This window comes from Paracidovorax citrulli (assembly GCF_900100305.1).
Classification (GTDB): domain Bacteria; phylum Pseudomonadota; class Gammaproteobacteria; order Burkholderiales; family Burkholderiaceae_C; genus Paracidovorax; species Paracidovorax citrulli.
Genome location: NZ_FNEY01000016.1, coordinates 75447 through 101343, shown reverse-complemented (window position 1 = coordinate 101343; position 25897 = coordinate 75447). Strand labels below are relative to the sequence as shown.

The window sequence follows — 25897 nt, the reverse complement described above, 5'->3', positions numbered from 1 at the left end:
TGTTCGAACAGCTGGACCTGCTCGGGTGGGCAGGCCTGGGGGCTGCGGTGCGGGCGGGAGCTGCGGTCGAGCAAGCCATCGGGGCCTTCGTTGCGAAAGCGGGCCATCCACTTGTAGCCGGTGCGCAGGCTCACGCCTGCGGCTTCGCTGGCTTGGCGCATCGTCCAGTTCTGCTGGAGCACTCTGTCGACCAGAAGGGCTCGACCTGCGCGGGTCAATCGCGCATGCTTATGACTGTTCATCCGGTGTCCTGTCCTGAGTTGCTGGGGCCTGGTAACCACAGCTTCCCAGGTCGGGCCTGGATGAACAACCTATTGAGACATCACACCTAGGCCCCCCCGGTCCGGAAACGAAAACGCCGCCCGGAGGGCGGCGTCGGTCAAGGGCCGGAAAGGCGCCGGCCCTGTGCCAGGCACTCAGTCCGCCAGGGCGGCCAGCGCACGCCGGGTGATTTCCTCCACCGTGCCGGTACCGCTGATGGCGCGGTATTTGGGGGCGTTGGCCGGATCGTTCTTCGCCCAGGTGGAGTAGTACTCCACGAGCGGGCGCGTCTGCGCGCTGTACACCTCCAGGCGCTTCTTCACCGTGTCTTCCTTGTCGTCCTCGCGCTGGATCAGGTCCTCGCCGGTGACGTCGTCCTTGCCTTCCACCTTGGGCGGGTTGAACTTCACGTGGTAGGTGCGGCCGCTGGCCGGGTGCGAGCGGCGGCCGCTCATGCGCTCGATGATGGCATCGAACGGCACGTCGATCTCCAGCACGTAGTCGAGCTTGACGCCAGCGGCCTTCATGGCATCGGCCTGGGGAATGGTGCGCGGAAAACCGTCGAAGAGGAAGCCCTTGGCGCAGTCCGGCTGGGCGATGCGGTCCTTCACGAGATTGATGATGAGGTCGTCGCTCACCAGCTTGCCGGCATCCATGACGGCCTTGGCCTGCTGTCCCAGCGGCGTGCCGGCCTTCACGGCGGCGCGCAGCATGTCGCCGGTGGAGATCTGCGGAATGCCGTATTTCTGGCAGATGAACGCGGCTTGCGTGCCCTTCCCGGCGCCGGGCGCGCCCAAAAGAATCAGTCTCATGGAGGTCCTCTAAGTGTTGAAATCAGCCAGCGCCGGAAGCCCGGGGCTTGCCGTAGGCCCGGGTTGGCGCTTCAATCGCGGGCAAGGATAGCATGCGGGTCCTTCCGTCTGCCTGACAGCCGCGACACCATCGTGACGGCGTCCGGCGCGCGGTTTCAGCCCAGCAGCGAGCGCACCCGTTCGAGGTCTTCCGGCGTGTCCACGCCCGGCCCCGGCGCGGCGTCCGCCACATGCACGGCGATGCGGTGTCCGTGCCACAGCGCACGCAGTTGCTCCAGCGCTTCCAGCGCTTCCGTGGGGGCCGGCGGCAGCGCGGCAAACGCCCGCACGAACGCTGCCCGGTAGCTGTAGATGCCGATGTGGCGCAGCGGCGCGCAGCCCGCGGGCACGCCTGCCTGCCCGCCCTGCCACCACGCCGTGTCCGCATGGCCGCGCGCATGCGGGATCGGTGCCCGGCTGAAGTAGTGCGCGAGGCCGCGGGCGTCGAGCACCACTTTCACCACGTTGGGATTGGCGAAGTCCTCCCGCGCATGGATGGCATGCGCGGCCGTGCCCATGTCCGCTTCGGGGCGGGCCGGCAGCAGGGCCGCGACCGCGTCGATGAGGGCCGGTGCGATCAGCGGCTCGTCGCCCTGCACGTTCACCACCACGTCGTCGTCGGCCAGCCCGAGCTGCACGCAGGCTTCGGCCAGCCGGTCGCTGCCGCTGGGATGGTCCGCGCGCGTCGCGACGGCCTGCACGCCGTGCGCGGCGCAGGCTTCCAGGATGCGGGGATGGTCGGCGGCCACGACCACGCGCGCGGCCCGGCTGCGGGCGGCCTGCTGCGCGACCCGGACGACCATGGGGATGCCGCCGATGTCCGCCAGCGGCTTGTCGGGCAGGCGGGTGGAGGCCAGCCGCGCAGGAATCAATACGGTGAAGCCGGCGGACGCGGCCCCACCGCTCACGCTTCGAGCTCCGCGTCGGTCAATGGGCGTGCCTCGGTTTCCAGGAGCACCGGGATGCCGTCGCGCACCGGGTAGGCGAGGCGGGCACTGCGCGACACCAGTTCGTCGCGCTCGCGGTCGTAGGTCAGCGGACCCTTGGTGACCGGGCAGACCAGCAGTTCGAGCAGTTTGGGATCCATGGCGTGACAAGCGTGTTCAGAAAAAGGGAAACCGATCATAGCGAGCGCCGGCGCGGCAGCGCCTGCAGTCGCGCGTGCAGCCGGTCGAAGAAAGCGGCAGGGATGTCCACCACGAGCGGCACCGCCAGCGCCTGGGGATGGGTCCGCCAGAGTTTGGCGGCATCCTTTTCGGTGCATACCAGCGGCATGCCCGGATCCGTGACGGGGGCCCAGTCCGAGAAGTCCGCATGGTCGGGCAGGGCGGTTTCCTTCGCCAGCGTGAGCCCTTCGGCACGCAGCATGGCGAAAAAGGCGGCGGGCCGGGCAATCGCGGCCACGGCATGCACGGGCCGACCGCGCAGGCACGAAAGTGCCGTGGTGCTTCCGGAGGCATCCACCGCATGGGACGCGAGCGACCTCCGCAGGGCGAACGCCCCCATGGGGGCGCGGTCCGCGCCTTCAGGGGCGGCTCCGGCGTGCAGCACGGCATCCACGTGCCGCGGCCAGCGCTCGCGCAGCGGGCCGGCCGGCAGCAGCCATCCGTTGCCGATGCCTTCCTCGCTGAATACGCACAGCTCCACATCCCGGGCCAGCGCCCAGTGCTGCAGACCGTCGTCGCAGACGACCACGTCGGTCCGCGGATGCCGCTCCAGCAGGGCGCGGGCCGCCTGCGCGCGCCGTGGCGCGACGAACACCGGCACGCCGGTGGACCGCGCGATCAGCAGGGGCTCGTCTCCGGACTCGGCGGCGCTGCTGCCCGCCAGCACCTCGCGGCAGTCGGAGGTGCCGCGCCCGTACCCGCGGGACACCACGCCCGGGTGCCATCCATGCCGCCGCAGCGCCTGCACGACGGCCAGGGTCACGGGGGTCTTGCCGGCGCCGCCGGCCACTACGTTGCCCACGACGACCACGGGAACGGGCAGGCGCTCCACCCGCAATACTCCCCGGACATAGAGCAGCCGCCGCAAACCGGCCAGGGCGCCGTAGAGGAGGGAGATGGGCGACAGCAGCCAGGCCATCGCGCCGCGGTGGCGCCACACCCGCTGGATCCCCGGCGTCGCGTCCGGCGCGGATCGTCCGCGGCGGCGTGGCTGCGCCATGCGGATCAGCGGCCCGCGCTGGCGGACGATTGCGTGGCGAAGGTGATCTGCGACAGGCCCGCGCGGCGCGCGGCTTCCATCACGGAAATCACGGCCTGGTGCGGGGCGCTGGCATCGGCGCTGATGATCACCACGCTGTCGCGCCCGGCCTGCGCGGCGGCCCCGAGGGCCTGCGCGATCGCTTCCACGCCCTTGCCTTCCACGGCCGTCTTGTTGACGGCGTAGCGCCCATCGGCGGCGACCGCGACGATCACTTCCTTGGGATGGTCGCGCTGCTGTTCCGCGTCCGCCACCGGGAGCGTGAGCTGCAGTTCGGTGAACTTGCTGTACGTGGTCGAGAGCATCAGGAAGATGAGGATCACGAGCAGCACGTCGATGAACGGGATCAGGTTGATCTCCGGCTCTTCCTTGGGACGGGGGCGGAAATTCATCGCGCCGCTCACTTGCGCAGGCGCAGGAGGTGGCGGACGAACTGCTCGGAGGCGAGCTCCAGCGTGAGCAGGTAGGCGTCCACGCGGCTGCGGAAATACCGCCAGAAGATCAGCGTCGGGATGGCGACGATCAGGCCGAAGGCCGTGTTGTAGAGCGCGATGGAGATCCCGTGCGCCAGCTGGGCCGGGTTGCCCTGGCCCGTGGCGGACGATCCCTGCGAGCCGAAGATCTCGATCATGCCGATCACCGTGCCGAGCAGGCCCAGCAGCGGGGCGGCCGAGGCGATGGTCGCCAGGGCGTTGAGGTACTTCTCGAGCCGCTGGGCGACGGCACGGCCCGTTCCCTCCATCGCGGCGCGGACGTCCGCCTCGCTGCTCTGGGGATGGCTGTTGAGCGTGCGCAGTCCGCTGGCCAGCACCTCGCCGAGGGCGGAGTTCTGCGCCAGTTGGTTGACGACGTCCGGCGTGGGCAATCCGCGCGAGGAAACGGAGATGGCCTCGTCCAGCAGTTTGGGGGGGACGACCTTGGTGGTTTTCAGGGTGGCGAAGCGCTCCGCCACCAGTGCCAGCGCCAGGATGGAGCAGGCTATCAGGGGCCAGATCGGCCAGCCTGCGGCTTGTATGATCGACAGCAATTCTCTCTCCGCGCAGATGGAAGCAGTCCGCGATTATGGCCCAGTGCCATGGCGGTCCGGCGGCTGCGCAGGCATGGGCCCGGCTCGCCGGTCGCGACGGCGCCGTTTTTCACAGCCACCCACATTTTCTGTGGATAACTTTGTGGGCAACCGGGTGTGTAACACCTGCTACATGGCGCCAAATCGACACTTTGACAGATTGATGAAAAATTGCGCAGCAAAAAATCGTTGTAAATCAACAGGTTGCACGGAATCTCGTGGCTTGCGCGCACATCCGGCCCACCTGTCCGCCACGCCGCAGGCTCCGCGCAGCTTGTGGACTATTGGGGCGGTGCCGCTCCCCGCAAACCCTGGTGGCGCCGATGTTTGAACGGCCGGACCCAGCAACGGCGCCGCGAATCTGGGACGTCGGGGCGCTGTGCCGCGCCGTTGCTGATGCGCTGGAGGCGCGGTTCAATCCTGTGGCGGTGCGCGGGGAGATCACGGGCTTCTCGCGGGCTTCCAGCGGGCATTGCTACTTTTCCATCAAGGACGGACAGGGACAGATCCGCTGCGCCATGTTCCGCCGCGCAGCCATGTTGCTCAACGGCACCCCGCGGGACGGGGAAATGGTCGAGCTGCGGGGACGGCTGGCGGTTTACGAAGCCCGGGGCGACCTGCAGCTCATCGTCGAGAGCCTGCAGCGGGCAGGGCAGGGGGCGCTGTTCGAGCAATTCCTGCGGCTCAAGGCCCGGCTGGAATCGGAAGGCCTGTTCGACTCCGCCCGCAAGCGCGGCCTGCCGGTCATGCCCCGCTCGATCGGGCTGGTCACCTCGCCGGGCGCCGCCGCGCTGCACGATGTGGTGACCGCCCTGCGGCGGCGCGTTCCGCACCTGCCGGTGGTGCTGGCCCCGGCCCTGGTGCAGGGGGCGGCCGCGCCGGCATCGATCTGCACCGCCCTGCGCGCGCTCTACCGCATGGCCGAGCCGGGCGGCGGCGCAGGCCATCCGCCGGTGGAGGTGATCCTGCTGGTGCGCGGCGGCGGCTCCATCGAGGACCTGTGGGCCTTCAACGACGAGCAGGTCGCCCGCACGCTGGTGCAGAGCCCCGTGCCGGTGGTGTCCGGGGTGGGCCATGAAACGGATTTCACCATCGCCGATTTCTGCGCCGACCTGCGGGCCCCGACCCCCACGGCCGCGGCCGAACTGGTCGCGCAACCCCAGGCCACCTGGCTCGCAGGCATGGACGCGCTGGCCGGCCGCCTGTCGGACAGCCTGCAGCGCCAGCTCGACGGGCGCCACCAGCGGCTGGACATGGCCGCCCAGCGGCTGGGGCGGCCGTCCGGCCTGGTCACCCGGCAGGAACTGCGCCTCGCGCGCCTCGCGCAGCAGCTGCGCCACGGCGCGGCCTGGACGACCCAGCGGTACGCCCAGCGGCAGGATGCCCTGGCAGACCGTTTGCCAAGGGCTGTGGCGCAGGGCGTGGCCCGGCAGGCGCAGCGGCTGGACCATGCGGCATTGCGGCTGGAACTGCTCGACCCGCGCCTGGTGCTCCAGCGCGGCTATGCGCTGCTCACGGACAGCGGGGGCCTGCCCGTGACCCGCACCGCCCAGGTACGCACCGGAGACGCCGTGCGCGCCGCCGTATCGGACGGCGAGATCGATCTGACGGTGTCTGCTCCGCGCCCGCTGTGAGCCCGGCATTCTGGGCCGTCGCCTACAACGCGGAACGCGATTAACTTCCTACAATGCCGCCCTGTCGCGTCGCATGTCACACCGCGGCGTCGCACACGCAAGAATCACCAACCACCCACGAGGACCGCACATGGAACATACCCTGCCACCGCTGCCTTACGCTATCGACGCCCTGGCTCCGCACTACAGCCAGGAAACCCTGGAGTACCACCATGGCAAGCACCACAATGCCTACGTGGTGAACCTCAACAACCTCCAGAAGGGCACCGAATTCGAGAACATGCCCCTCGAGGAGATCATCAAGAAGTCCAGCGGCGGCATCTACAACAACGCCGCCCAGATCTGGAACCACACCTTCTTCTGGAACTGCATGGCTCCCAATGGCGGCGGCGAACCCTCGGGCGCGCTGGCCGACGCCATCAAGGCGAAGTGGGGCAGCTATGCCGCCTTCAAGGAAGCCTTCGTGAAGAGCGCCGTGGGCAACTTCGGCTCCGGCTGGACCTGGCTGGTGAAGAAGGCGGACGGCAGCGTGGACATCGTCAACACCGGTGCCGCCGGCACGCCCCTGACCACCGCCGACAAGGCGCTGCTGACCGTGGACGTCTGGGAGCACGCCTACTACATCGACTACCGCAACCTGCGTCCCAAGTTCGTCGAAACCTTCCTCGACAAGCTGGTGAACTGGAAGTTCGCGGAAAGCAATTTCGCGGCCTGAATCCCACGCGCCTGAAACATGCCAGTCAGCCAGCCTGACTGGCATTTTTTTTCGCCGAAATTTACGAGCGCGGTCCTTGCTGGGCGAGCCGCTGGCGTGTGCCTTCATCCAGGACGCTGCGCATCAGCGCGAACAGCGGATCGGCGTCGGTGTGCTTCTGGCCGTAGGTCAGGTTGAATCCGTAGTCGAAGTCGGGTGGGTTGATCCCCTGGTTGTGCTGAAGGATGGTTTCGAGCTTGTCCAACGCCTTGACGGCCTTGGCTTCGGGCGAAGTCGCGTCCTCGTACTCCTGCCAGAGCGCCAGGATGCCGGCCCGCTGCTGATGTTCTCGATGTCCATGGCTTGTCCCTTCGTTGCTCGATTTCCTCGAGAGCATAGAACGGCCTGGCCGCACCGGCGCTTTGCCAGTCGAAGGGGCTGCCGATCCGACCTGTTCCCTGGTGAGGTTTCAAGTCGAGGATGGCGGCCGACGTCGTCATCAACGTGCTGGCGATGGCCTGGCGAACGGGGCGCCGGACAGCTTGAAGCCAGGCTTGATGCCGCGCTTGGCGAACCAGCCCTGGTTCATCTCCAGAACGAAGCGCACGGGCTTTTCGGAGCAGTGGGAATTCAGCGTCTGCGGCTTCATGTCGGCCAGGTTGACGATGGTGCCGTCGTCCGCCACGAAGGCTGCAGTGAGCGGCAGCAGGGTGTTCTTCATCCAGAAGCACTGCACGGCCGGCACCGAAAACACGAACAGCATGCCTTCGTTGGAGGGCATGTCCTTGCGGTGCATGAGGCCGGTCTCGCGCTCCTGGGGCGTCACCGCCAGTTGCGCGTCGATGCGGTGCATGCCTGCGGCCAGGTCCACCCGCTGCAGGTCGAGCTGCGGCCCTTCCTGTGCCCGGGCCTGGGCGGTGCCGAGGCAGGCCGCGACGAGAGCCAGGGAAACCGCCATTCGGCGAAGGGGGCGGGGCATCGGTCCGGACGGGAGATCGTGGTTCATGGCAGGTGGGTCATCCATTGGGAAGGAGGCTGCTCCAAAGCCTATCAGCCAAAAGCAAAGCCCGCGTAAAGCGGGCTTCGGGGCGGGGATTGCGCAAGGGAGAGGCATCCCCGCAGCGCGGGAGTGGGCAACCTTCAGGCGGCAGCCTTGGAGTGCTTCTTGCTCTTCTTGTGCGCGACCTTGTGCTTGGCACCCTTGCCGGCCTTCTTGGCATGCATCTTGGAAGCAGGAGCGGGAGTGGCGGCGTCGGCTGCCATGGGAGCGGACGTCGTGGAGGGGGCCTGGGCCGGAGCCTGGGCGAAGGCGCCGGCGGTGAACAGACCAGCGATCAGGACAGCGAGGAGTTTTTTCATTTGGCCGTTTCCTTGATGAGTTTCGGAAGGTTTGCGAGCCCCGCGTAGGCCCGCGAAGCCCTGACTCAACGATACCGCAGGCCGGGGCGTTGACAGACAAGGCCTACAAATTTTTATCGCTAAAATCATTGCGTTTTGTGCCTGTCGCACAGGCCGGCCGGGCGCCGCCCCGGACGCCATTCCACCGGAGATAACCGTTCCATGACCAGCTACCAGCACATCAAGGTCCCTGCCGAAGGCCAGAAGATCACCGTCAATGCCGACATGTCCCTGAACGTGCCGGACCAGCCCATCATTCCCTACATCGAGGGTGACGGTACCGGCTTCGACATCACCCCTGTGATGCTGAAAGTGGTGGATGCGGCCGTGGCCAAGGCCTACGGCGGCAAGCGCAAGATCCACTGGATGGAAGTCTTCGCCGGCGAGAAGTCCACGAAGGTGTACGGTCCCGACGTCTGGCTGCCGGAAGAAACCCTGCATGCCGTGCGCGACTACGTCGTTTCCATCAAGGGCCCGCTGACGACGCCCGTGGGCGGCGGCATCCGCTCGCTGAACGTGGCGCTGCGCCAGGAACTCGACCTCTACGTCTGCCTGCGCCCCATCCAGTACTTCAAGGGCGTTCCCTCGCCCGTGAAGGAACCCGAGAAGACCAACATGGTGATCTTCCGCGAGAACTCGGAAGACATCTATGCCGGCATCGAGTTCGAAGCCGAGTCCGACAAGGCCAAGAAGCTCATCAAGATCCTGCAGGAGGAGTTCGGCGTCAAGAAGATCCGCTTCCCCGAGACCTCCGGCATCGGCGTGAAGCCCGTGTCCAAGGAAGGCACGCAGCGCCTGGTGCGCAAGGCCATCCAGTACGCCATCGACAACGACAAGCCCAGCGTGACCATCGTCCACAAGGGCAACATCATGAAGTTCACGGAAGGCGGCTTCCGTGACTGGGCCTACGACCTGGCTGCCAGGGAATTCGGCGCCGAACTCATCGACGGCGGCCCGTGGATGAAGTTCAAGAACCCGCGCACCGGCAAGGAAATCACGGTCAAGGACAGCATCGCCGACGCGTTCCTGCAGCAGATCCTGCTGCGCCCCGCCGAGTACAGCGTGATCGCCACGCTGAACCTGAACGGCGACTACGTCTCCGACGCGCTGGCAGCCCAGGTGGGCGGCATCGGCATCGCCCCGGGCGCCAACCTGTCCGACTCCGTCGCGATGTTCGAAGCCACGCACGGCACGGCACCGAAGTACGCCGGCAAGGACTACGTGAACCCCGGTTCCGAAATCCTTTCCGCCGAAATGATGCTGCGCCACATGGGCTGGACCGAAGCGGCCGACATCATCATCAGCTCGATGGAAAAGTCCATCCTGAGCAAGAAGGTGACCTACGACTTCGCCCGCCTGATGGAAGGTGCGACGCAGGTGAGCTGCTCGGGCTTCGGCCAGGTGATGATCGACAACATGTGATTGCCGCCGGCGGCGTCGCATGACGTTTCGCAAGCCCTTGATCCTCCCTGGGGATCAAGGGCTTTTCCGTTTTCGGGCGGGTCCGGCGGGCGCCCCCTGGCGCCGAGCTTGGATTGAGCGTTGTGACCATCCTTTCGCGGGAATTGGAAGCGCTGTCAGACCGGCGCGCGGCGGTCTTTGGCGGGTGGGCGCGGAACTCCGGGGGAACTGGCAAGGCTCGCAGGCTTGACTGCGGCAGCGATGGCGATCCGGCGAGCGGAAGAAAGGTCGGGGAGAGCCCCCGGGAGTCATGCTGCCAGACTGGCCAGCAAGAATTCGATCGTCACCCGTACCCGCAACGGCATGTGCCGTTGCGCCGGATACAGCAGCGAGAACGGCCGCGAAGCTCCGTCCCACTCGGACAGCACAGGCACCAGTGTGCGCCGAGCCAGGTCCTCCTCGACGATGAACCGGTAGGTCTGCAACAGGCCCGCGCCGTTCCGGGCCAGGGTCACGGTTCCGAGGATGTCCTCCGCGCAGCAGATGCCGCCCCTGGTCAGGTGTTCGACATCCACGCCTTTCTGCCGAAACAGCCACGGCGTGGGCTGGCCGGTACTGGGCAGCAGGAACTGGATGCAATCGTGCTCCTGCAGCGATTCCAGCGTCGTGGGGCGCCCGTGCCGGCTCAGGTACGCCGGCGTAGCCACGACGACCAGCTCGGCGTCCTCCAGCTTGCGGGCGACCAGCCCCGAGTCCGGCAGGGTGCGGCCACGCACGGCGAGGTCGAACCCCTCCGCTGCGAAGTCGATGTTGCGATTGGTGAGCTGGACATCCAGCGTGATGCCCGGATACCTGGTCCGGAAGGCCGGTAGCAGGGGCAGCACGCGATAGTGTCCATAGGGGGTAGGCAAGCTGATGCGCACCAGGCCTGTCGGTGCCTGCTGTTGGCCCGTGACCTCCCTTTCCGCATCGATCAATTGCGTGATGGCCTGGCGGCAACGCTCGAAATACGCCTGCCCGGCTTCGGTCAGGCGCACCTGCCTGGTCGTGCGCACGAGCAACTGGACGCCCAGTCTCGCCTCGAGGCGGCTGATGGAGCGGCTGACGGCGGCAGGCGTCAATCCCATGGCCCTCGCCGCTGCCGTGAAGCTCTGCTGCTCCGCCGTCGTGCAGAACAGCTCGATGCCGCCCAGCTTCAGGTCTTCAAAGTGTCGCTGCATGAGGTCCCCCGCACTGCGGCATTCCGTGTCAATAGTGAATTGAATGATCCCACCTTTCTGGACGTCGGCGTCATCAATACGATGAAAACGCCTTCTCATCACAAGGATCCATTTCATGAAGCTTTACTACGCTCCCGGCACGTGTTCTCTGGCGCCACACATCGCCTTGCGCGAGGCCGGTCTGCCATTCACCCTCGCCAGGGTCGATCTGAGCACGCACACCCTGGCTTCCGGTGAGGACTACCGCCAGATCAATCCAAAGGGGCAGGTACCCGCACTGGAGCTGGATGATGGAACCCGATTGACGGAAGGACCCGTGATCGTGCAGTTCATCGCCGATTACGCCGCGAACACCGCGTTCATGCCGGCCAGCGGCAGCCTCGACCGCTACCGTGTCATGGCATGGCAGAACTACATCACTGCCGAGCTGCACAAATCGTTCAGTCCGCTGTTCAACCCCGACTTCGATGCGGCCGCCAAGGATTTGCACCGCCGCCTGCTCCGCGGGAAGTACGACTGGATCGACGAGCAGCTGTCCCCGGGGCCGTTCCTGACGGGCAGTGCCTTCACCGCGGCGGATGCATACCTTTTCGTGGTGACCAAATGGGCCAGACACGTGGAACTCGATCTGTCCGACCTGCGCGCACTGGCGGACTTCATGTCTCGCGTGGCCGGTCGGCCCGCGGTCCGGAGCGCCATGCAGGCCGAAGGCCTGCCGGGCTGAAACCGGCGAACGGGAGATCGAAAATGCCTTTGGTCCACATCCATATCACCCGGGAAGGCGCCACGGCCGAACAGAAGGCCGAGCTGATTCGTGGTGCCACCGATTTGCTGGTTCGTGTCCTCGACAAGAACCCGGCCACCACTTTCGTGCTGATCGACGAGATCGAAACCGACAACTGGGGAGTCGCGGGCAGGACCGTGACCTCGCGGCGGATCGAAGAGGCCGCCCGGTCGCCGCAGTCTTCGCACCTGGAGTCCGGGCAAGCATGACCACACCCTTCGACGACATCACGGCGCTGCTGCAGGCCTACTTCGACGGCCTCTATCACAGCGATGCGGAAAAGCTCCGCACCGTCTTCCACCCCGACGCCCTGTATGCCTGCGCCACAGGGGGCAATCTGGTGTGCATGCGCATGGACGAATACCTGCCGATGGTCGCCCGGCGGCCTTCTCCCGCCAGCCGCGGCGACCCCCGGGAGGACCGCATCGTCGCCATCGAGTTCGCGGGGCCGGTGACGGCCATGGCCCGCGTGCAATGTGCCATCCTGCCCAGGCACTTCACCGACCTGCTGACGCTGGTGCTGCTGGATGGCCGATGGCAGGTGATGGCCAAGGTCTTCCATTACGAACTGGACGACACACACCCGTCGTGACGGGGCGTGCCCGTTCGGACCGGCTCCTTCCGTCGCCCGCTTCCTCTCCCGACGCGTCCGAACCGGACGGCAGGAAAGCCGACGTGTGGTTCATCGACGGGCCTTCGCCGTATGGCGGCCCCGCGGCCACCGCCGGCTGCCGCCTCCCCTGGAAGGCCGTCACCCGCGCACGGGTGGACGCCTTCCACAGGGCCGCGATCGCGGCGGGCGGCAAGGGCAACGGGGCTCCGGGACTGCAGCCCGACGACCATGCCCGCTATTACGGAGCCTTCGTGATCGACCCGGAAGGCAACAACATCGAGGCGGTCAGCCATCTGCCGGGGTAGCGTGTCCTCGCGAATCCCGTCTCGTGCATGGCATCCATGGGATGCCTGGCGATCGGCGGGGCGTTCCTGCCGTTCATGGACCAGTGGGTCCGTTGCACTTGCGGCGCCCACCGGACCAGGAGAACGAGATGGCGATCGCCACCAGCATCCCGATGCCCGCTACCGCGAACGTCAGCCGCAGTCCGTCGGCCATGGCCTGCGGGGTGGCGTGGCGGAGGTCGGCCGTGCCTGCGCCGAACGCGAAGACGGAGCCCATCAAGGAGGCTCCCGCGATCAGGCCCAGGTTCCGCGAAAGGCCCAGCAGTCCCGAAACCGTGCCGCGCCGGTTCTGCGGGACATCGGCCAGCATCGCCGTGTTGTTGGCGGCCTGGAACAGCTGGTAGCCGGGCGTCAGGGCCGCGATGGCGAGCAGGTAGCCGGCCACGCCGATCCATCCGGGAAGCAGGGACAGGAGGAAGGCTCCGCAGGCCAGCAGGCCCAGGCCTATCGCGAGCACCTTCCGGCTTCCCCAGGCATCGACCCTCCGGCCCGCAGGAATCCCGCCGAAGATCGAGATCACGGGCCCCACCGCCATCACCAGGCCCACCTGCGTTTCCTTGAGGCCCAGGCCCGTGCCCAGGTAGAACGGGCCGACCACGAGCGTCGCCATCATGACCGCCGCAACCGATCCATTGACCAGGAGCGGGGAGACCATGCGCCGGTCCAGGGCGTGCATCCAGGATGGCTTAGGCCCTGCGCGCCCGGGCCCGCCATGGGGCAGCCAGAAGAAGGCCAGGGCTCCCGCCAGGAGCGTCAGCGGCACCTGCACCAGGAAGATGCTGCGCCACCCCGCCGTCGATACCAGCATGCCGCCCAGCGAGGGGCCGAGGGCCGTTCCGATTGCCGACACCGTACCCAGCATGCCCATGGCCCGGCCCAGCCGTTCCGGATCCGCGGTTTCGCGCATGAGCGCCATGGACAGCGTCATCAGGAAGGCCGCGCCGACGCCCTGCAGCACCCTGGCCGCGGTGAGCAGTCCGAGGCTTGGCGCGATGCCGCAGAGCAGCGCTCCGGTGGCGAACAGGGCAAGGCCCGCGAGCAGCGTGGGCTTGAGGCCGTGGCGATCTCCCAGATGGCCTGCGATGAGCACCGAAACGGTCAGCCCTGCGAGATAGGCGACGACGACCGCCTGCACCTGCGGGAAGGGCCGTGCGAAGGCACCGGCCAGCGCAGGCAACGCGATGTTGGCGATGCTGGTTCCCAGCGAGGCCAGCAACATGGACAGTGCCAGGCTGGCCGTGGCACCGCGCCATGGGGAGGAGGGCTGCCGTACTGCATCGGCGGGGAATTGCGGTTCGATGGGGTTCATGGCCATGGCGAATGGGTGAAAAAAGGGTGGGCGGCGGCGCTGCGCCTCGTGCACAGGCCTGCCATTCGCGGCAAGATACGACTTCAAGTCCACTTGAAGTCAAGAGGTGAGCCATGGAAATTGCCGAGGTGGCCAGGCGCTCGGGGGTGCCTGCGTCGGCACTGCGTTACTACGAAGGGAAGGGGCTGATCGCGTCCGTCGGCCGGCAGGGCATCCGGCGTGTGTTCGGCCCCGATGTGCTGGAGCGGCTCGCGCTGATCGCGCTGGGGCGCAGCGCAGGTTTCTCGCTGGACGAGATTTCACGCATGTTTGCGCCCGACGGCAAGCTGGCCATCGATCGCCGGATGCTGCTGGCCAAGGCGGACGACATCGACCGCACGATCCTGAAATTGCGTGCGATGAGCGAAGGGCTGCGGCATGCGGCCGTATGCCCGGCCCCTTCGCACATGGCATGCCCGTCGTTTCAGCGGCTGCTGCAGAAAGCTTCGGCCCAGGCCGCGCCCCGTAGCGGGCGGCGCGGGGCGGCGAGTCCCATGGACTCTTGAGGGAGCCGGTACGGTCGCGGCAAAGTCGCGCCGGGCCGCGAGCTACGGGTGACCGGCGGAGCAGGTTCCGGAAGGGGGCTGGTTCAACGTCCGTCGCGTCGAGCCGCTGCCGCAGCAGCCGCCATTTCGGCCAGGAAGGGGCCCTGCTGGGCCGGCTGCGTGACCGTCTTCTCGATCAGGAACTGGTCGCGGTCCTTGCCGGCAATCCACGCGGGAGGCTTGCCGCGGCCCGTCCAGGTCGCACCGGTTTTCGGATCCAGGTATTTGGCGGGAACGTGTTTCCTGGTGGGTTGCCAGGGAAATACCTGCTGGGCGGTGAACCCGAACTCTGCAATCAAGGCCTGTATCTGGCTCAGGGCCTGGGCGGCTGCCTGCTTTTTCTCGCGGGCGATGGCCGCGTCCAAAGCTGCCTGCTCTGCAAGCAGCGTCTTCAAACTCTTCATGCTGTCTTTGTTGGGGCTGAGGGTGCGTGATCGCGCTGGATCATAGCGCCAACGCCGCTCCCGGGCCCGCCGCGCAGCAGAATCCTCGGGCCGCCCTAGCGTACTTCGACCAGATAGAGCCCCCACGGGGCGAGCGCGAAACGCTCCTTCAGCGGTTTGTCCTTGAACTGGGGCAAGGCGTCCGCGTCATAGACGGCCCACTGGGGCCCGAGTCCGCCGAGCGGCAGCGGGGCGCCGTCCATGCGCAGCGCGACGACCATGCGCAAGCGTACGGCGTCGGCCACGCTCAGGGAGGCGTTGTAGCCGTCCACGGCGCGCAGCACCAGGGTCGCGGTGCTGTCCGCCGGAACGCCGGCGGCTGCGATCACGGTGGCGAGCAGCGGGCCTTCGAGGGTATGGCGCCGGGCATCGTATTCCAGCGTGGGCGTGATGGAGACGGCCGGCAACTGCTGCAGTGCCATCGCATCGAAGCTGCGGGCCTGGCTGAATTGCACGCCCTGCTTGGCGGCCAGCAGGTCTTCCGTGGGATGGAGCGCCCCGCGGTTGGGGTGTCGGATGGCGCCGGCGACGGTGAGCAGCGCGGGTTGCGCCTGGGCCGGCGCATGGGCCAGCGCCGTGCCGGCGGGCAGCATGCCGGCAAGGCCGAGGTGGGTCAGGAAGCGACGTTTTTGCATGGGCGTCCACTGGTTGCTAAGGACGCAAGCATGGCACGGAACCGGGTCCGGGGGGCCGTGGAAGAGAAACAGCCCGGCATGCGGTGGATGACGGGCCATGCCTTTTTGCCGGAACAAGCCTCTGCTATGGCGGAAGCCGGGTCCCATGCCGGGTATGCGACCGCGCGCACGCATGCGGGCAACGCGCGCACTTCCCGGAAGACGCCGCGGCCGAACGCCGGTTGGGCGGAGTCAGGTGGTGCTGGAAGACGTGTCCTTCTTCCATGTCCGCACGGGCAGGGTGAATGCTTCCGGAGCGCGCTGGTACAGGTGCCGCAGGGTCGCCATCAGGGCCATGGAGCCGCATGCCGCCAGCAGGAGCAGGCCCAGGTAGATCGCCAGGGCGTGCTGGAAGGGCATGACGTGGTTCCACGAGCGCGCGATGCCCAGGAAGGACGCATAGAGCCAGGACACGGAGGAGACCGCGGCGAACAGGGTGAGGCCGAGCATTCTCCCGAGCGGGAATTCCAGGAAGACCCCGCCCTGCATCATGAGGGGAAATGCGAAGCGGTGCATGAGCATGCCGTTCAGCGTGAGCACGCTCACCGCCAGAATCTTCATCCAGAGCTTTTCGTTCATCACGTAGGCGGGGTCCTGGGCATAGCCGATATAGACGAACAGCAGGCCCGTGGCCCAGAGCAGCCACAGCGCCGCCGTCATGGTGGCCTTGGTGCGCCGCAGTTCGTCGCGGCGCTCCACGGTGATGGGTCGGTGGACCATGCCGAGGAATCGGAAGTCGTATTCCAGCATCTTCGCGATGGCGACGGCCATGGCCAGCAGGTGGAGGAAAACCAGTGCGTTCTTGGTAAACATGGGTGATTCAGCAATCAGAAAAGGACCGTCGTGGGTGCTGCTTTTGCGCTTTTTGCGCGTTGCCCGGCCGATCGGTTTCATTGATCGCGCCCATTGGCTGGTTCAATGCGGCGGGAGCCGCGGAACCCCTGCGCGCGCAGGCGCGACGGCGCGCACAGGCCGTGCGATGCGGACGTGGAGACGTGCCGGGCCCTGCCCGGAAAATGGTGGAGGCCGGCGGCGGGAGGGGCTCGGGGCTGCCCGCCTGCCTGGCGCTTTCAGCGGGCGGCGAAGCGCGGGCTGGAAGAAGAGAGCGTGGCCAGCGCACGCTCGGCGTTCACCATGGCGGGCTGGGCGCCGTCCTGGTTTTCGCTGCGCAGCAGCAGTCTCTCGACGGTGTCCCTGTCGAGGCGGGGCTCCACCGACTGGAGCAGCGCCACCATGCCGCTCACGTGGGCAGCGGCCATGGAGGATCCCGAGGCGAAGTCGTATCGTCCCTGCGGCTGGAGGGTGAGGATGTCCGTGCCGGGGGCGAGCAGTACGCCGCCGGGGGAAGGCGTGCGCGGTGCCCCGGCGGAATCCACGGCGAGCACGCCGGGCACGCCTGCGGGGAAACCGCCGCGCTGGCCGCCCGCAGGTACGGCGGCGACGATGATCCGGCCCTGGCCGACGAGTTGGGAGAGCAACTGCCCGAGAAGGGGGTCGCTCGGGCCGCCGAGACTCATGTTGACGATCCGTGCGTCGGAGGACATCACGGCGACGAGCGCCTTTGCGAGCGTGAACGAGTTGCAGCGCGCGCCGCTGCCCGGCGGCTGGGCGGGGTACCAGCAGGCCTTGTAGAGGCTGAACCGGGCGGCGGGGGCCATGCCGACGATGCCCTGCAGGTTGTTGCCGGTGGCGGCCATGATGCCCAGCACTTCGGTACCGTGCCGGTCCTTCTGGAAGGCGCCGGCATCGTCGTCCACGAGGTTGTGGGTTTCGAGAATGCGCCCCTGGAGGTCCGGATGCCCTGTCTGCGCACCGGTATCGATGACAGCCACGTGCGTGCCGCGGCCGGTGGTGACGCGGTGGGCCTGCGCGGCGGACGTGCCGATGAATCCACGCTGCAACGGGGCGTAGGGATCGTTGTAGGCCACAGCGGCGTCCGCCGTTCTGGCCGTCGGCTGTTCCTGGACCGAGAAGTCCTGCAGCGGCTGGGCGAGGGCGATGCGGTCATCCTTGGCGAGGGCCGCGAGCACTTCCTCGCGCGGACGGCTGTCCAGGATCTCGAACACGATGCAGTGCACGTTCAGCGAAGGGATGGGCCAGGCGGCGGCCTGGACGAGCCGGTGCTCCCGCGCGATCTGCTCCACGAGGGTGGCGGCGTGCATGCCGGTGGTGTACCTCGGCGGCGCTCCGTAGCCGGCCAGGCTGGTGGCCGCCCGCACGGGAACCCGCTGCAGCGGGTTGGCGAGCGCGACGATGACGTAGCGGCTGCTGTTTTCCCGCATGGAAAGGTCCGCGGCCTCCGGCGCCGTGGCTCCCGGTGCCGGCGCGGCTGGCACGGACGGGGGCGCGCCCGGGGATGGGTTCGCACAGGCGGCGAGCAGGGCCAGGGCCGAAAGCAGAGCAGGCCTGCGCAGGCGTTCCATGGCGCGTTTCACTGCGCATCCCCCGCGGGCTCGACCAGCCGCATGCCCGCCGTGGCCCGCAGTCGCTCCAGCGCCTGTGTGCCGGAGGTTCCGGGCAGGGGGGCCAGCGTATAGGCTCCCATGGCGTTGGGGCCTCCGACCACCTGCAGGCCGGAGCCCGCCAGCGCCGCATTCCAGGCGGCCAGCGTGAGCCGCTCGTCGGGAACCGCCCGGATCATGCCCTGCGCGCCAGTCGCCGCGTCGGGGGTGGGTTGCGGGCTGCTGAACATCCGGTACGGGGAGGACTCCTGGTCCGCCATGCGGTAGCCCACGAGCGCGAGGGCCGCGGTCTGCAGCAGCGCCACGGCTGCCAGCGCATAGGTGGACCATCCGTGCCGCCGTGGCTGGGGCACGGCTTGCGGGGCGGGCTGGTCGCACAGGGCATCGAGGTCGATGCGCTGCATGAGCCGCTGCAAGCCCGCGTCGCAATCGGGAAGCGCCGCGGCCGGCTGGAGCTGCAGGCCTGCCTGGATGCGCTCCTGCAGCGCCAGTTCCGCCTGGCAGTCCGGGCAGGCGGCGAGGTGCCCCGCGGCCGCGGCGCGCTGCTCGTCGGTGGCCGTGCCGTTCACGATCCACGGCAGCAGTTCCTGCGTGAGCAGGTGGGACCGGTCCTGGTCCTGGCCATGGGCGGATGCGGGGGGGAATGTCGTCATGGTTGGATATCCTGGGTGCCGGTGCCGCCTACCGCCAGTCCGGGCAGCAGGTTGCGCAGTTTCACGCGCGCATGGAACATGCGGGCCTTGACGGTGCCCACGGGGGCCTGCGTGATGACGGCGATCTCCTCGATCGAGTGTCCGTGGGTGTAGGCGAGTTCGAGGACGAGGCGCTGGTCCGCCGACAGCCGGGCGAGGCCCTTGGCCAGCCAGTCCCTCAGCTCGCGGTCATCGCCGGGGTTGATGCCGGGGTGGTTCCGTTCCGCGGCCGCTCCGTCGTCCGCGTCGTCGCTCGCATCCAGGCCGCCGCTCTGCCGCAGGACCTTGAGTCCGCAGCGGTAGGAGATGCCCATGATCCAGGTGGAGACGCGGGAATCCCCGCGGAACGTGCCGGCCTTCTGCCAGACCACCCAGAAGCAGTCGTTGATGATCTCCTCGATCAGGTCCGTGCGGCGCGTGAGGCGGGTGAGGAACTGGCCCAGGCGACGATGGTAGCCGCGGTAGAGGGTGGCCAGCGCATCGCGGTCGCCCGCCGCGATCGCGTGCAGCAGTGCAAGGTCGTGGGAATTGTCTGGATAGTGAGCGGTCATGGGCCACCGGGAAAACGTGCCGTCCTGGTTGCGGTGGGTGCGCCTGTGCAGCGGAAAGGTTGCACGCCGGTCCGCCTCAGAAGGTGCGGATGACGGTGACGGTCCAGCGGCCCGCGCTGGCACCCATGATATGGCGCTGCGCCCAGCGGTCGGACGCAAGGTAGTTCAGCTCGGCGCGCCAGGGGCCGGCCGCCCACGTGGTTCCCACGCTGCCGTAGGCGTACTGGCCGCGGGGGCGCACGGCCGAGACGCCGAGCGAGCCGACCAGGGACCACCGGGGCGCCAGCGGCCAGCGGGCGCCCGCGTCGAGCGCCCAGCGCATGGGGGAGATTTCGTCCCGGGTGTGGACGTAGCGGAACGCGGACAGGCCGAGGGTGAAGACGTCCCGGAAGCTGGTGCTCACCGTGGCTTCGGCGCGGTCGAACAGGCGGAAGAACGGGTCCCCCGGGTAGGCGTAGTACTGCAGCGATGCCTGGTACTGCCAGTCGTTGTCGATCACGCCGTCGTAGGCGCCCCGCACGATGGCGCGCGTGGAGCGGGAACCATAGGTCTGCATGCCGAGCGCGGCGCTGGCGGACCAGCCGCGGGCGTCGTAGAAGCTGAGAAGGCCCTGGACGATGGGCCGGGGGCGGCCCACGAAAATTCCCCGTTCGATCAGGTCGCTGCTGACGGCCAGTTCGCCGGAGACGTCCCGGGTCTGGGCCGTGCCGGCCACCGGAAGCGCGCAGGCCAGCAGCAGGCAGAGGCCGCAGGCGGTATGCGTGGGCTGTGGGGGGCGCGCTGTACAGGGCATGCGCGCAGTTTAGAGCGGGTTCCGGAGGCTTCCGGCAGTTCGTCGTCGGGTACCCCCCGGACGCCGCATCCCGCGGCGCCCGGGAAGCTTCCTCGCGGCACGCGCCGCGCAGCGTCTCGTTGGCGGTTCCGCTTACTGCGGACCGAGCTGGTCGATGAGTGCCTTGAGGGCGGCCATCTCGTCGGCCTTGAGGTCGGTGAGCGGCGCGCGGACCGGTCCCGCGTCGTGCCCGACGATCTTCGCTCCGGCCTTCACGATGCTCACCGCATAGCCCGGCATGCGGTTGCGCAATGCCAGGTAGGGCATGAAGAAGCTGCGCAGCAGCCGGTGCTGCGTGGCCTGGTCGTCGTTCGCCACCGCGTGATAGAAGTCCATCGCCGTTTTCGGGATGAAGTTGAAAACCGCCGAGGAATACACCGGTGTGCCCAGGGCCTTGTACGCGGCCGCATACACCTCGGCAGTGGGCAGGCCGCCCAGGTAGGCGAAGCGGTCGCCCATCTTCATGTAGATGGAGTTCATCAGCTCGATGTCGCCGACGCCGTCCTTGAAGCCCACGAGGTTGGCGTTGCGCTCGGCCAGGCGCGCGAGCGTCTCGGGCGTGAAGCGGCTCTGGCCGCGGTTGTAGACGATGACGCCGAACTTCACGCTCTTGCAGACGGCCTCGACGTGTGCTGCCAGGCCCTCCTGGCCGGCCTCGGTGAGGTAGTGCGGCAGCAGCAGGATGCCGTGGGCGCCGGCCTTCTCGGCGGCCTGGGCGCACTGGATGGCGAAGCGCGTCGGGCCGCCGGCGCCCGCGATGATCGGCACCTTGCCGCGGCAGGTCTGCACGGCGGTCTCGATGATGGCCGGGTACTCGTCGGCGGTGAGCGAGAAGAATTCGCCCGTGCCGCCGGCCGCGAAGAGGGCGCTGGCGCCGTACGGGGCGAGCCATTCGAGGCGTTCGGCATAGCCGCGGGCGTTGAAGTGGCCTTCGCTGTCGAAGTCCGTCAGCGGAAAGGACAGCAGGCCGGAGCCCATGATGGTCTTGAGTTCTTGAGGTTGCATGGCGGAGGCCCGGAAGCGAGTGGAAAAAAGCGGTGAAGGTGAGGAACTGCTCCTGCAGACGGGGCCGGGCGTCAGTCCAGGCGGATCTGGGCTGCCGACACGACGCCGGCCCAGCGGGCGCGTTCCTTGTCGAAGAACCGGTCCTGCTCCGCAGGCGTCATCGTGACCACCTCGGCGCCCTGGCCGGTCAGGCGGGAGCGGATGTCGGGGGTGCGGATGACGGAAATCAGCGCGGCATTGATCCGCTGGACAACCGCCTCCGGCGTGCCGCGGGGTACCAGCACCCCTTGCCAGGTGCCCGACTCGAAGCCCGGGACACCCTGTTCGGCGATGGTGGGAACGTCGGGCAGCAGGGGCATGCGGGTGCCCTTGGAGAGCCCGAGCACTTTCAGCTTGCCACTCTGTACGTGGGGCAGGGTGGCGAGCATGCCGTTCATGAGGACCTGCGTCTGGCCGGCCATGGTGTCCTGGATGGCCGTCACGCCGCCTTTGTAGGGCACATACTGCCAGCGCGCTCCGCTGGCGGCCGCGAGGGCCACGCCAGCCAGGTGCGGTGCGCTGCCCGTGGCCGTCACGGCGAAGTTCAGATCGCTCGTGCGCGACAGCGCGATCAGTTCCTTCAGGTTCCGGGCCGGCACGGAGGGATGCACCACCAGCATGTGGGGCGAGTAGGCGAGCATCGTCGTGCCGCGCAGATCCTTCGAGGGATCGAAAGGCAGCCTGGTATAGACGGAGGGGCTGATCGCCAGGGCGCCCACGTCGCACAGCAGCAGTGTGTAGCCGTCCGGCGCGGCCTTGGCCACGAGGTCCGCGCCCAGGTTGCCGTTGGCCCCCGGTTTGTTTTCCACCACCACCGGCTGCTTCAGGGCCTCCGAAAGGGGCTGGCTGATGGCCCGGGCGATGATGTCCGAGCTGCCCCCCGGCGGATAGGGGACCACGATGCGCAGCGGCTTGGCGGGCCAGGAGGGCGCCGTCTGCGCGGCGGCGGATGAGCAGGCGAGGGCCAGGGTGGCTGCATGCAGCAGTGCGCGGCGGGAAAAGGGCATGTCTCTGTCTCCTTAATGTTGTACGTCATCATACAACTGTGCCCGCCTGAAGAACAATGGCGGTCATCCCTGCCCGTTTCGCTAGGCGGAAGGTGGCGACGGAGTCTCGGAGCCGGCCTGGTTCCTGGCCGCCTCCTGGGCCAGTCGCAGGCGTTCGCGGCTGTTCGTCAAATGGATGCGCATGGCCGCACGCGCGGAATCGGGGTCCTGCCGCGCGATGGCGGCGTAGATCTCTTCGTGCTCGCGGTTCACCCGGTCCAGGTACTCGGTGCTGCGCGGCACCCGCAGGGCCGCGATGCGGGTGCGGGGTATCAGGGTGGTGCCGAGGTGGTTCATGATGTCCGCGAAGTACGGATTGCCCGTGGCCTCGGCGATCTGCAGGTGGAAGCGGAAGTCGTGCGCCACCGTGTCTCCGCCGCTGCGGACGTTGCGCTCGAAATCGTCCAGGGCCTGCGCCATGGCCTGCAGGTGCGTATCGCTGCGCCGCATGGCGGCCAGGCCCGCGGATTCGGTTTCGAGGCTGATGCGCAACTCCAGCACGGCGAGCACGTCGGCGGACGTGCTGAGCTCGGATGGATCGAGCCGGAAGCCTCCGCCCGCGCGCGGCGGCAGCACGAAGGTCCCGATCCCGTGGCGGGTCTCCACGAGGCCGGCGGCCTGCAGCCGGGAGATCGCCTCGCGCACCACCGTGCGGCTGACATCGTGCGCGCGCATGATCTCGGATTCCGTGGGCAGCTTGTCGCCCGGCACGAGGGCCCGGTCGCGGATCCTGCCCGAGAAATCCTCCATCACCGCATGGGCCAGGCCCCGGGCACGCCGCGCCGGCAGTGCGGGTGGCGCATGTCGGTCGGCGGGGGCGGTGGGTGAGGGTAATCCCTTTGTGGAGGCGGCCATGGCGGTGATCATAATCCCGTCGCGTTGTACGACAACATATGACAAATACCCGCACACAAAACGCCATGAGCCAGCCTTCCCGATTCCACCGACTGTTGCTGACCGGTGCCGCTGGCGGCCTGGGACAGGTTCTGCGAGAGCGCGTCCGGCCTTTCGCCGAGATCGTGCGGCTTTCGGACATCGCGCAATTGGAACCGGCGCGCGGCGATGCCGAAGAGGTGGTGGCCTGCGACCTGGCCGACAAGCCGGCCGTGGATGCGCTGGTGGCCGGCTGCGACGCCATCGTGCACCTGGGCGGGATATCGGTGGAGCGGCCGTTCGAACAGATCCTCGAGGCCAACATCAAGGGCGTCTTCCACATCTACGAAGGGGCACGCCGCCACGGGGTGAGGCGGGTGGTGTTCGCCAGTTCCAACCACGTGACCGGCTTCTACCGCCAGGACGAGCGCATCGATGCCCTGGCGCGCCGCCGGCCCGATGGCTACTACGGCCTCTCGAAGTCGTTCGGAGAGGACATGGCCAGTTTCTATTACGACCGCTATGGCATCGAGACGGTGAGCCTGCGCATCGGATCATCGTTCCCCGAGCCCCGTGACCGGCGCATGATGAGCACCTGGTTGAGCTACGACGACCTGACGCAGCTGGTGCAGAAGGCGCTGTTCACGCCGGACGTGGGCCACACGGTGGTGTACGGGGCTTCGGCCAACCGCGACCAGTGGTGGGACAACCACGCGGCGTCCCACCTCGGGTATGTGCCCAAGGACAGCTCCGAGCCGTTCCGCGCGAAGGTGGAGGCGCAGCCGGCCCCCGCGCCGGACGACCCCGTAGCGGTTTTCCAGGGCGGGGGCTTCACGGCCCAGGGGCCGTTCGAGGGATGAGCGGCATGCAGGCCATACCCTCGAGCCGGGCCGAGCTGGTGCTGGACGCGCGCTGCGCCACGGGCGAGAGCCCGGTATGGCGCGCGGCGGAGGAATCGCTGTACTGGACCGATATTCCCCGCGCCGTGCTGCACCGCTGGTCGGCGCGCACTGGCGCCCGGACGCAATGGACGGCACCGGAGATGGTGGCCTGCATGGCCGCCTGGGCCGGCCGGCCGGGCCGCTGGATCGCCGGCCTGGAGACCGGGCTCTTCGCACTGGATGCGCCGCGGGACGGCGGTGCGCTGGCGGCCGAGCGCCTGGCCGGGGTGGCGCATGCGTCGCCCGGAATGCGTTTCAACGATGGGCGATGCGACCGGCAGGGGCGTTTCGTCGCGGGAACCATGCTGATGGACATGGCAGCCGCCTCCCCGGTGGGGGCCGTCTTCCGCTTCGGCGGCAGCGAGCTGGCTGCGGGCCGCGCCACGGACCTGGGACTCGGGCCGCTGATCGTGCCCAATGGCATCGCCTTCAGCCCGGACGGGCGGACGATGTACCTGTCGGACTCGCATCCGCAGGTACAGAAGATCTGGGCGTTCGATTACGACACCGCCACGGGAACCCCGCACGGCCGCCGCCTGTTCGTGGACATGGCGCCCCTGCCTGGGCGCCCGGACGGCGCGGCGATCGACGTGGACGGCGGCTACTGGATCTGCGGCAACGATGCCGGCCTGGTGCACCGCTTCACCCCGGACGGCCGGCTGGACCGCTCGCTGGCGGTGCCGGTCAGGAAGCCGGCGATGTGCGCGTTCGGCGGCCCGCGGCTGGACACGCTCTTCGTCACTTCGATCCGGCCCGGTGCGGAGTCGGACCTGGCGGACCAGCCCCTGGCCGGCGGCGTGTTCGCGCTGCATCCTGGCACGCAGGGCCTGCCGGAGCCCGAGTTCGATCCCGCGGCGCAGTGATGGTCCGCGCGATGTGGCCTCCGCGATACGGTTCAGTTTCGAGTCAGCCCGCCATCCAAAGATCGTCTCCTTTTTTCACCTGACAGACGTCTCCAAGAGGTAGAAAGCATGAAGTTCATCAAGACCACCCTGGCCGCCGTGGCGGCCTGCCTGACGGCCTTCGCGGCGCAGGCGACGGAATTCCGATCCGCCGACATCCACCCCGACGACTACCCCACCGTGACCGCGGTGAAGTTCATGGGCGAACGCCTGAAGGCGCTGTCGGGCGGCAAGCACTCCATCAAGGTGTACAGCAGCGGCGCCCTCGGCAACGAGAAGGATGCCATCGAGCAGGCCAAGATCGGCGCGCTGCAGATGGTGCGCATCAACATCGGCGCGATGAACAACATCTGCCCCGAGACCGTGGTGCCCACCATGCCCTTCCTGTTCCGCTCGGTGGAGCACCTGCACAAGGTGCTGGACGGCCCGGTGGGCGAGGAGATCCTGAAGGCCTGCGAACGCCAGGGCTTCGTGGGCCTGGCCTATTACGACAGCGGCGCGCGTTCCATGTTCACGGCCAAGAAGCCGGTGCGCAAGTTCGAGGACATGAAGGGCATGAAGGTGCGCGTGCAGCAGTCGGACCTGTGGGTTTCGATGCTGGAGGCCATGGGCGCCAACGCCACGCCGATGCCGATGGGCGAGGTGTACACGGGCCTGAAAACCGGCCTGATCGACGCCGCCGAGAACAACTATCCCACGTACGAAAGCTCGCGCTCGTTCGAGGTGGCCAAGTACTACACCAGGACCGAGCATTCCATGGCGCCCGAAATGCTGCTCTTTTCCAAGCGCGCCTGGGACCGCCTCTCGCCGCAGGAGCAGGGCTGGATCCGCCAGGCCGCGAAGGAGTCCGTGCCGTACATGCGCAAGCAGTGGGCCGAGCGCGAGGTGAAGTCGCTCGCCACCGTGAAGGCCGGCGGCGCGGAGATCATCGAGATCGACAAGGCCCCGTTCCAGGCCGCGATGAAGCCTGTCTATGAAAAGTTCATCACCGACGCGAAGCTGAAGGACCTCGTCAAGCGCGTGCAGGACACGCAGTGATTCCCCATCCCCGGGCCATCCCAACGGAAGCCCGG

At 68.0% G+C, this 25897-nt stretch carries 32 protein-coding genes and 1 pseudogene; 11 read left to right on the top strand and 22 right to left on the bottom strand.

The window, feature by feature from the left end:
- From BLR99_RS12680 to BLR99_RS12650, 7 genes are all read right to left on the bottom strand, one after another.
- On the bottom strand, positions 1-242 hold a 242-nt coding region (locus tag BLR99_RS12680), incomplete at its 3' end, for a leucine zipper domain-containing protein (protein ID WP_139160162.1).
- Positions 243-416: 174 nt separating this feature from the next.
- A complete protein-coding gene (gene adk / locus BLR99_RS12675; protein WP_011795659.1) occupies positions 417-1073 on the bottom strand; it encodes an adenylate kinase in 657 nt (218 codons plus the stop codon).
- A gap of 155 nt (positions 1074-1228) precedes the next feature.
- Entirely contained in the window at positions 1229-2020 is a 792-nt protein-coding gene (kdsB, locus tag BLR99_RS12670) for a 3-deoxy-manno-octulosonate cytidylyltransferase (protein WP_011795660.1), read from the bottom strand.
- Positions 2017-2199: a Trm112 family protein gene (locus tag BLR99_RS12665; protein ID WP_011795661.1), complete on the bottom strand. Its 183-nt coding sequence runs from the start codon at positions 2197-2199 to the stop codon at positions 2017-2019. Before BLR99_RS12665 ends, kdsB begins: the two co-directional genes overlap by 4 nt.
- A 35-nt stretch (positions 2200-2234) precedes the next feature.
- The gene (lpxK, locus tag BLR99_RS12660) at positions 2235-3278 is read right to left on the bottom strand and encodes a tetraacyldisaccharide 4'-kinase (protein ID WP_048857579.1); all 1044 of its coding nucleotides are present in this window, start codon (positions 3276-3278) and stop codon (positions 2235-2237) included.
- A 5-nt stretch (positions 3279-3283) separates the two neighbouring features.
- The gene (locus BLR99_RS12655) at positions 3284-3709 is read right to left on the bottom strand and encodes an ExbD/TolR family protein (protein ID WP_011795663.1); all 426 of its coding nucleotides are present in this window, start codon (positions 3707-3709) and stop codon (positions 3284-3286) included.
- Between the two features lie 8 nt (positions 3710-3717).
- Positions 3718-4344 (bottom strand): MotA/TolQ/ExbB proton channel family protein, encoded by a 627-nt coding sequence (locus BLR99_RS12650; RefSeq protein WP_011795664.1) that lies wholly within the window; start codon positions 4342-4344, stop codon positions 3718-3720.
- A 362-nt stretch (positions 4345-4706) separates the two neighbouring features.
- Between BLR99_RS12650 and xseA the strand changes: the two genes are divergently transcribed.
- Positions 4707-6017, top strand: a complete 1311-nt coding sequence (xseA, locus tag BLR99_RS12645; RefSeq protein ID WP_011795665.1) for an exodeoxyribonuclease VII large subunit — start codon at positions 4707-4709, stop codon at positions 6015-6017.
- 130 nt (positions 6018-6147) lie between these two features.
- A complete protein-coding gene (locus tag BLR99_RS12640; RefSeq protein WP_011795666.1) occupies positions 6148-6732 on the top strand; it encodes a superoxide dismutase in 585 nt (194 codons plus the stop codon).
- A gap of 61 nt (positions 6733-6793) precedes the next feature.
- On the opposite strand, the pseudogene BLR99_RS12635 reads toward BLR99_RS12640, so the two are convergent.
- The 3 genes and pseudogenes from BLR99_RS12635 to BLR99_RS12625 form a co-directional block, all read right to left on the bottom strand.
- A pseudogene (locus tag BLR99_RS12635) lies at positions 6794-7045 on the bottom strand (HD domain-containing protein); the annotation flags it as partial.
- 165 nt (positions 7046-7210) lie between these two features.
- Positions 7211-7717, bottom strand: a complete 507-nt coding sequence (locus tag BLR99_RS12630) for a DUF192 domain-containing protein (protein ID WP_017438192.1) — start codon at positions 7715-7717, stop codon at positions 7211-7213.
- A gap of 134 nt (positions 7718-7851) precedes the next feature.
- Positions 7852-8070 carry a hypothetical protein gene (locus BLR99_RS12625; protein ID WP_011795668.1) on the bottom strand — a complete coding sequence of 73 codons (219 nt, stop codon included), beginning with the start codon at positions 8068-8070 and terminating at the stop codon, positions 7852-7854.
- A 201-nt stretch (positions 8071-8271) separates the two neighbouring features.
- On the opposite strand from BLR99_RS12625, the gene icd reads away from it, so the two are divergent.
- Positions 8272-9531, top strand: coding sequence for an NADP-dependent isocitrate dehydrogenase (gene icd / locus BLR99_RS12620; protein WP_011795669.1), 1260 nt, complete (start codon positions 8272-8274; stop codon positions 9529-9531).
- Between the two features lie 287 nt (positions 9532-9818).
- On the opposite strand, the gene BLR99_RS12615 is transcribed toward icd, so the two are convergent.
- Positions 9819-10730 (bottom strand): LysR family transcriptional regulator, encoded by a 912-nt coding sequence (locus BLR99_RS12615; protein ID WP_011795670.1) that lies wholly within the window; start codon positions 10728-10730, stop codon positions 9819-9821.
- A 115-nt stretch (positions 10731-10845) separates the two neighbouring features.
- Here BLR99_RS12615 and gstA point away from each other — a divergent pair, with 115 nt between their 5' ends.
- Genes gstA through BLR99_RS12595 form a run of 4 tightly spaced genes read left to right on the top strand, consistent with a single transcriptional unit; the run spans position 10846 to position 12432 of the window.
- Complete coding sequence (gstA, locus tag BLR99_RS12610; protein WP_011795671.1) at positions 10846-11454, top strand: glutathione transferase GstA; 609 nt, start codon at positions 10846-10848, stop codon at positions 11452-11454.
- A gap of 23 nt (positions 11455-11477) precedes the next feature.
- Positions 11478-11723, top strand: coding sequence for a tautomerase family protein (locus BLR99_RS12605; RefSeq protein ID WP_074687253.1), 246 nt, complete (start codon positions 11478-11480; stop codon positions 11721-11723).
- Positions 11720-12106: a nuclear transport factor 2 family protein gene (locus tag BLR99_RS12600; RefSeq protein ID WP_074687251.1), complete on the top strand. Its 387-nt coding sequence runs from the start codon at positions 11720-11722 to the stop codon at positions 12104-12106. Before BLR99_RS12605 ends, BLR99_RS12600 begins: the two co-directional genes overlap by 4 nt.
- Complete coding sequence (locus BLR99_RS12595) at positions 12103-12432, top strand: VOC family protein (protein ID WP_233427230.1); 330 nt, start codon at positions 12103-12105, stop codon at positions 12430-12432. The genes BLR99_RS12600 and BLR99_RS12595 overlap by 4 nt, the downstream gene beginning before the upstream one ends.
- A 73-nt stretch (positions 12433-12505) precedes the next feature.
- Here BLR99_RS12595 and BLR99_RS12590 read toward each other — a convergent pair whose 3' ends face one another.
- Positions 12506-13786 carry an MFS transporter gene (locus BLR99_RS12590; RefSeq protein WP_211481582.1) on the bottom strand — a complete coding sequence of 427 codons (1281 nt, stop codon included), beginning with the start codon at positions 13784-13786 and terminating at the stop codon, positions 12506-12508.
- A 107-nt stretch (positions 13787-13893) separates the two neighbouring features.
- Between BLR99_RS12590 and BLR99_RS12585 the strand changes: the two genes are divergently transcribed.
- Positions 13894-14325: a helix-turn-helix domain-containing protein gene (locus BLR99_RS12585; RefSeq protein ID WP_011795676.1), complete on the top strand. Its 432-nt coding sequence runs from the start codon at positions 13894-13896 to the stop codon at positions 14323-14325.
- An 83-nt stretch (positions 14326-14408) separates the two neighbouring features.
- Here the strand turns inward: BLR99_RS12585 and BLR99_RS12580 are convergent, their stop codons facing one another.
- The 10 genes from BLR99_RS12580 to BLR99_RS12535 form a co-directional block, all read right to left on the bottom strand.
- Positions 14409-14768 carry an H-NS histone family protein gene (locus BLR99_RS12580; protein ID WP_011795677.1) on the bottom strand — a complete coding sequence of 120 codons (360 nt, stop codon included), beginning with the start codon at positions 14766-14768 and terminating at the stop codon, positions 14409-14411.
- Positions 14769-14863: 95 nt separating this feature from the next.
- Complete coding sequence (locus tag BLR99_RS12575; protein ID WP_074687249.1) at positions 14864-15442, bottom strand: putative pterin-binding protein; 579 nt, start codon at positions 15440-15442, stop codon at positions 14864-14866.
- Positions 15443-15673: 231 nt separating this feature from the next.
- A complete protein-coding gene (locus BLR99_RS12570) occupies positions 15674-16294 on the bottom strand; it encodes a hypothetical protein (RefSeq protein ID WP_074687248.1) in 621 nt (206 codons plus the stop codon).
- A gap of 257 nt (positions 16295-16551) precedes the next feature.
- Positions 16552-17763 (bottom strand): S8 family peptidase, encoded by a 1212-nt coding sequence (locus BLR99_RS12565; RefSeq protein ID WP_233427229.1) that lies wholly within the window; start codon positions 17761-17763, stop codon positions 16552-16554.
- 149 nt (positions 17764-17912) lie between these two features.
- A complete protein-coding gene (locus BLR99_RS12560) occupies positions 17913-18596 on the bottom strand; it encodes a zf-HC2 domain-containing protein (protein ID WP_074687246.1) in 684 nt (227 codons plus the stop codon).
- Positions 18593-19186, bottom strand: coding sequence for an RNA polymerase sigma factor (locus BLR99_RS12555; protein ID WP_011795682.1), 594 nt, complete (start codon positions 19184-19186; stop codon positions 18593-18595). The genes BLR99_RS12560 and BLR99_RS12555 overlap by 4 nt, the downstream gene beginning before the upstream one ends.
- Positions 19187-19262: 76 nt before the next feature.
- Positions 19263-19979 (bottom strand): hypothetical protein, encoded by a 717-nt coding sequence (locus tag BLR99_RS12550; RefSeq protein WP_074687244.1) that lies wholly within the window; start codon positions 19977-19979, stop codon positions 19263-19265.
- A gap of 132 nt (positions 19980-20111) precedes the next feature.
- Positions 20112-21023, bottom strand: a complete 912-nt coding sequence (gene kdgD, locus BLR99_RS12545) for a 5-dehydro-4-deoxyglucarate dehydratase (protein ID WP_011795684.1) — start codon at positions 21021-21023, stop codon at positions 20112-20114.
- A 71-nt stretch (positions 21024-21094) separates the two neighbouring features.
- A complete protein-coding gene (locus BLR99_RS12540) occupies positions 21095-22069 on the bottom strand; it encodes a Bug family tripartite tricarboxylate transporter substrate binding protein (protein ID WP_011795685.1) in 975 nt (324 codons plus the stop codon).
- Positions 22070-22150: 81 nt separating this feature from the next.
- Positions 22151-22963, bottom strand: a complete 813-nt coding sequence (locus tag BLR99_RS12535; protein ID WP_074687257.1) for a FadR/GntR family transcriptional regulator — start codon at positions 22961-22963, stop codon at positions 22151-22153.
- Between the two features lie 65 nt (positions 22964-23028).
- On the opposite strand from BLR99_RS12535, the gene BLR99_RS12530 reads away from it, so the two are divergent.
- The 3 genes from BLR99_RS12530 (at position 23029) to BLR99_RS12520 (ending at position 25862) form a co-directional block, all read left to right on the top strand.
- Positions 23029-23841 (top strand): NAD-dependent epimerase/dehydratase family protein, encoded by an 813-nt coding sequence (locus tag BLR99_RS12530; RefSeq protein WP_074687242.1) that lies wholly within the window; start codon positions 23029-23031, stop codon positions 23839-23841.
- 5 nt (positions 23842-23846) lie between these two features.
- Complete coding sequence (locus BLR99_RS12525; RefSeq protein ID WP_074687255.1) at positions 23847-24785, top strand: SMP-30/gluconolactonase/LRE family protein; 939 nt, start codon at positions 23847-23849, stop codon at positions 24783-24785.
- 108 nt (positions 24786-24893) lie between these two features.
- Complete coding sequence (locus tag BLR99_RS12520) at positions 24894-25862, top strand: TRAP transporter substrate-binding protein (RefSeq protein ID WP_011795689.1); 969 nt, start codon at positions 24894-24896, stop codon at positions 25860-25862.
- Positions 25863-25897 lie beyond the last annotated feature (35 nt).

Excerpts from the sequence above, each read along its gene's own strand:
- adk (WP_011795659.1), bottom strand. The coding sequence starts at position 1,073 with ATGAGACTGATTCTTTTGGGCGCGCCCGGCGCCGGGAAGGGCACGCAA.
- BLR99_RS12665 (WP_011795661.1), bottom strand. The coding sequence starts at position 2,199 with ATGGATCCCAAACTGCTCGAACTGCTGGTCTGCCCGGTCACCAAGGGT.
- lpxK (WP_048857579.1), bottom strand. The coding sequence starts at position 3,278 with ATGGCGCAGCCACGCCGCCGCGGACGATCCGCGCCGGACGCGACGCCG.
- BLR99_RS12655 (WP_011795663.1), bottom strand. The coding sequence starts at position 3,709 with ATGAATTTCCGCCCCCGTCCCAAGGAAGAGCCGGAGATCAACCTGATC.
- xseA (WP_011795665.1), top strand. The coding sequence starts at position 4,707 with ATGTTTGAACGGCCGGACCCAGCAACGGCGCCGCGAATCTGGGACGTC.
- BLR99_RS12640 (WP_011795666.1), top strand. The coding sequence starts at position 6,148 with ATGGAACATACCCTGCCACCGCTGCCTTACGCTATCGACGCCCTGGCT.
- BLR99_RS12630 (WP_017438192.1), bottom strand. The coding sequence starts at position 7,717 with ATGAACCACGATCTCCCGTCCGGACCGATGCCCCGCCCCCTTCGCCGA.
- BLR99_RS12625 (WP_011795668.1), bottom strand. The coding sequence starts at position 8,070 with ATGAAAAAACTCCTCGCTGTCCTGATCGCTGGTCTGTTCACCGCCGGC.
- icd (WP_011795669.1), top strand. The coding sequence starts at position 8,272 with ATGACCAGCTACCAGCACATCAAGGTCCCTGCCGAAGGCCAGAAGATC.
- BLR99_RS12615 (WP_011795670.1), bottom strand. The coding sequence starts at position 10,730 with ATGCAGCGACACTTTGAAGACCTGAAGCTGGGCGGCATCGAGCTGTTC.
- gstA (WP_011795671.1), top strand. The coding sequence starts at position 10,846 with ATGAAGCTTTACTACGCTCCCGGCACGTGTTCTCTGGCGCCACACATC.
- BLR99_RS12605 (WP_074687253.1), top strand. The coding sequence starts at position 11,478 with ATGCCTTTGGTCCACATCCATATCACCCGGGAAGGCGCCACGGCCGAA.
- BLR99_RS12600 (WP_074687251.1), top strand. The coding sequence starts at position 11,720 with ATGACCACACCCTTCGACGACATCACGGCGCTGCTGCAGGCCTACTTC.
- BLR99_RS12590 (WP_211481582.1), bottom strand. The coding sequence starts at position 13,786 with ATGGCCATGAACCCCATCGAACCGCAATTCCCCGCCGATGCAGTACGG.
- BLR99_RS12585 (WP_011795676.1), top strand. The coding sequence starts at position 13,894 with ATGGAAATTGCCGAGGTGGCCAGGCGCTCGGGGGTGCCTGCGTCGGCA.
- BLR99_RS12580 (WP_011795677.1), bottom strand. The coding sequence starts at position 14,768 with ATGAAGAGTTTGAAGACGCTGCTTGCAGAGCAGGCAGCTTTGGACGCG.
- BLR99_RS12575 (WP_074687249.1), bottom strand. The coding sequence starts at position 15,442 with ATGCAAAAACGTCGCTTCCTGACCCACCTCGGCCTTGCCGGCATGCTG.
- BLR99_RS12570 (WP_074687248.1), bottom strand. The coding sequence starts at position 16,294 with ATGTTTACCAAGAACGCACTGGTTTTCCTCCACCTGCTGGCCATGGCC.
- BLR99_RS12565 (WP_233427229.1), bottom strand. The coding sequence starts at position 17,763 with ATGCGGGAAAACAGCAGCCGCTACGTCATCGTCGCGCTCGCCAACCCG.
- BLR99_RS12560 (WP_074687246.1), bottom strand. The coding sequence starts at position 18,596 with ATGACGACATTCCCCCCCGCATCCGCCCATGGCCAGGACCAGGACCGG.
- BLR99_RS12555 (WP_011795682.1), bottom strand. The coding sequence starts at position 19,186 with ATGACCGCTCACTATCCAGACAATTCCCACGACCTTGCACTGCTGCAC.
- BLR99_RS12550 (WP_074687244.1), bottom strand. The coding sequence starts at position 19,979 with ATGCCCTGTACAGCGCGCCCCCCACAGCCCACGCATACCGCCTGCGGC.
- kdgD (WP_011795684.1), bottom strand. The coding sequence starts at position 21,023 with ATGCAACCTCAAGAACTCAAGACCATCATGGGCTCCGGCCTGCTGTCC.
- BLR99_RS12540 (WP_011795685.1), bottom strand. The coding sequence starts at position 22,069 with ATGCCCTTTTCCCGCCGCGCACTGCTGCATGCAGCCACCCTGGCCCTC.
- BLR99_RS12535 (WP_074687257.1), bottom strand. The coding sequence starts at position 22,963 with ATGGCCGCCTCCACAAAGGGATTACCCTCACCCACCGCCCCCGCCGAC.
- BLR99_RS12530 (WP_074687242.1), top strand. The coding sequence starts at position 23,029 with ATGAGCCAGCCTTCCCGATTCCACCGACTGTTGCTGACCGGTGCCGCT.
- BLR99_RS12525 (WP_074687255.1), top strand. The coding sequence starts at position 23,847 with ATGCAGGCCATACCCTCGAGCCGGGCCGAGCTGGTGCTGGACGCGCGC.
- BLR99_RS12520 (WP_011795689.1), top strand. The coding sequence starts at position 24,894 with ATGAAGTTCATCAAGACCACCCTGGCCGCCGTGGCGGCCTGCCTGACG.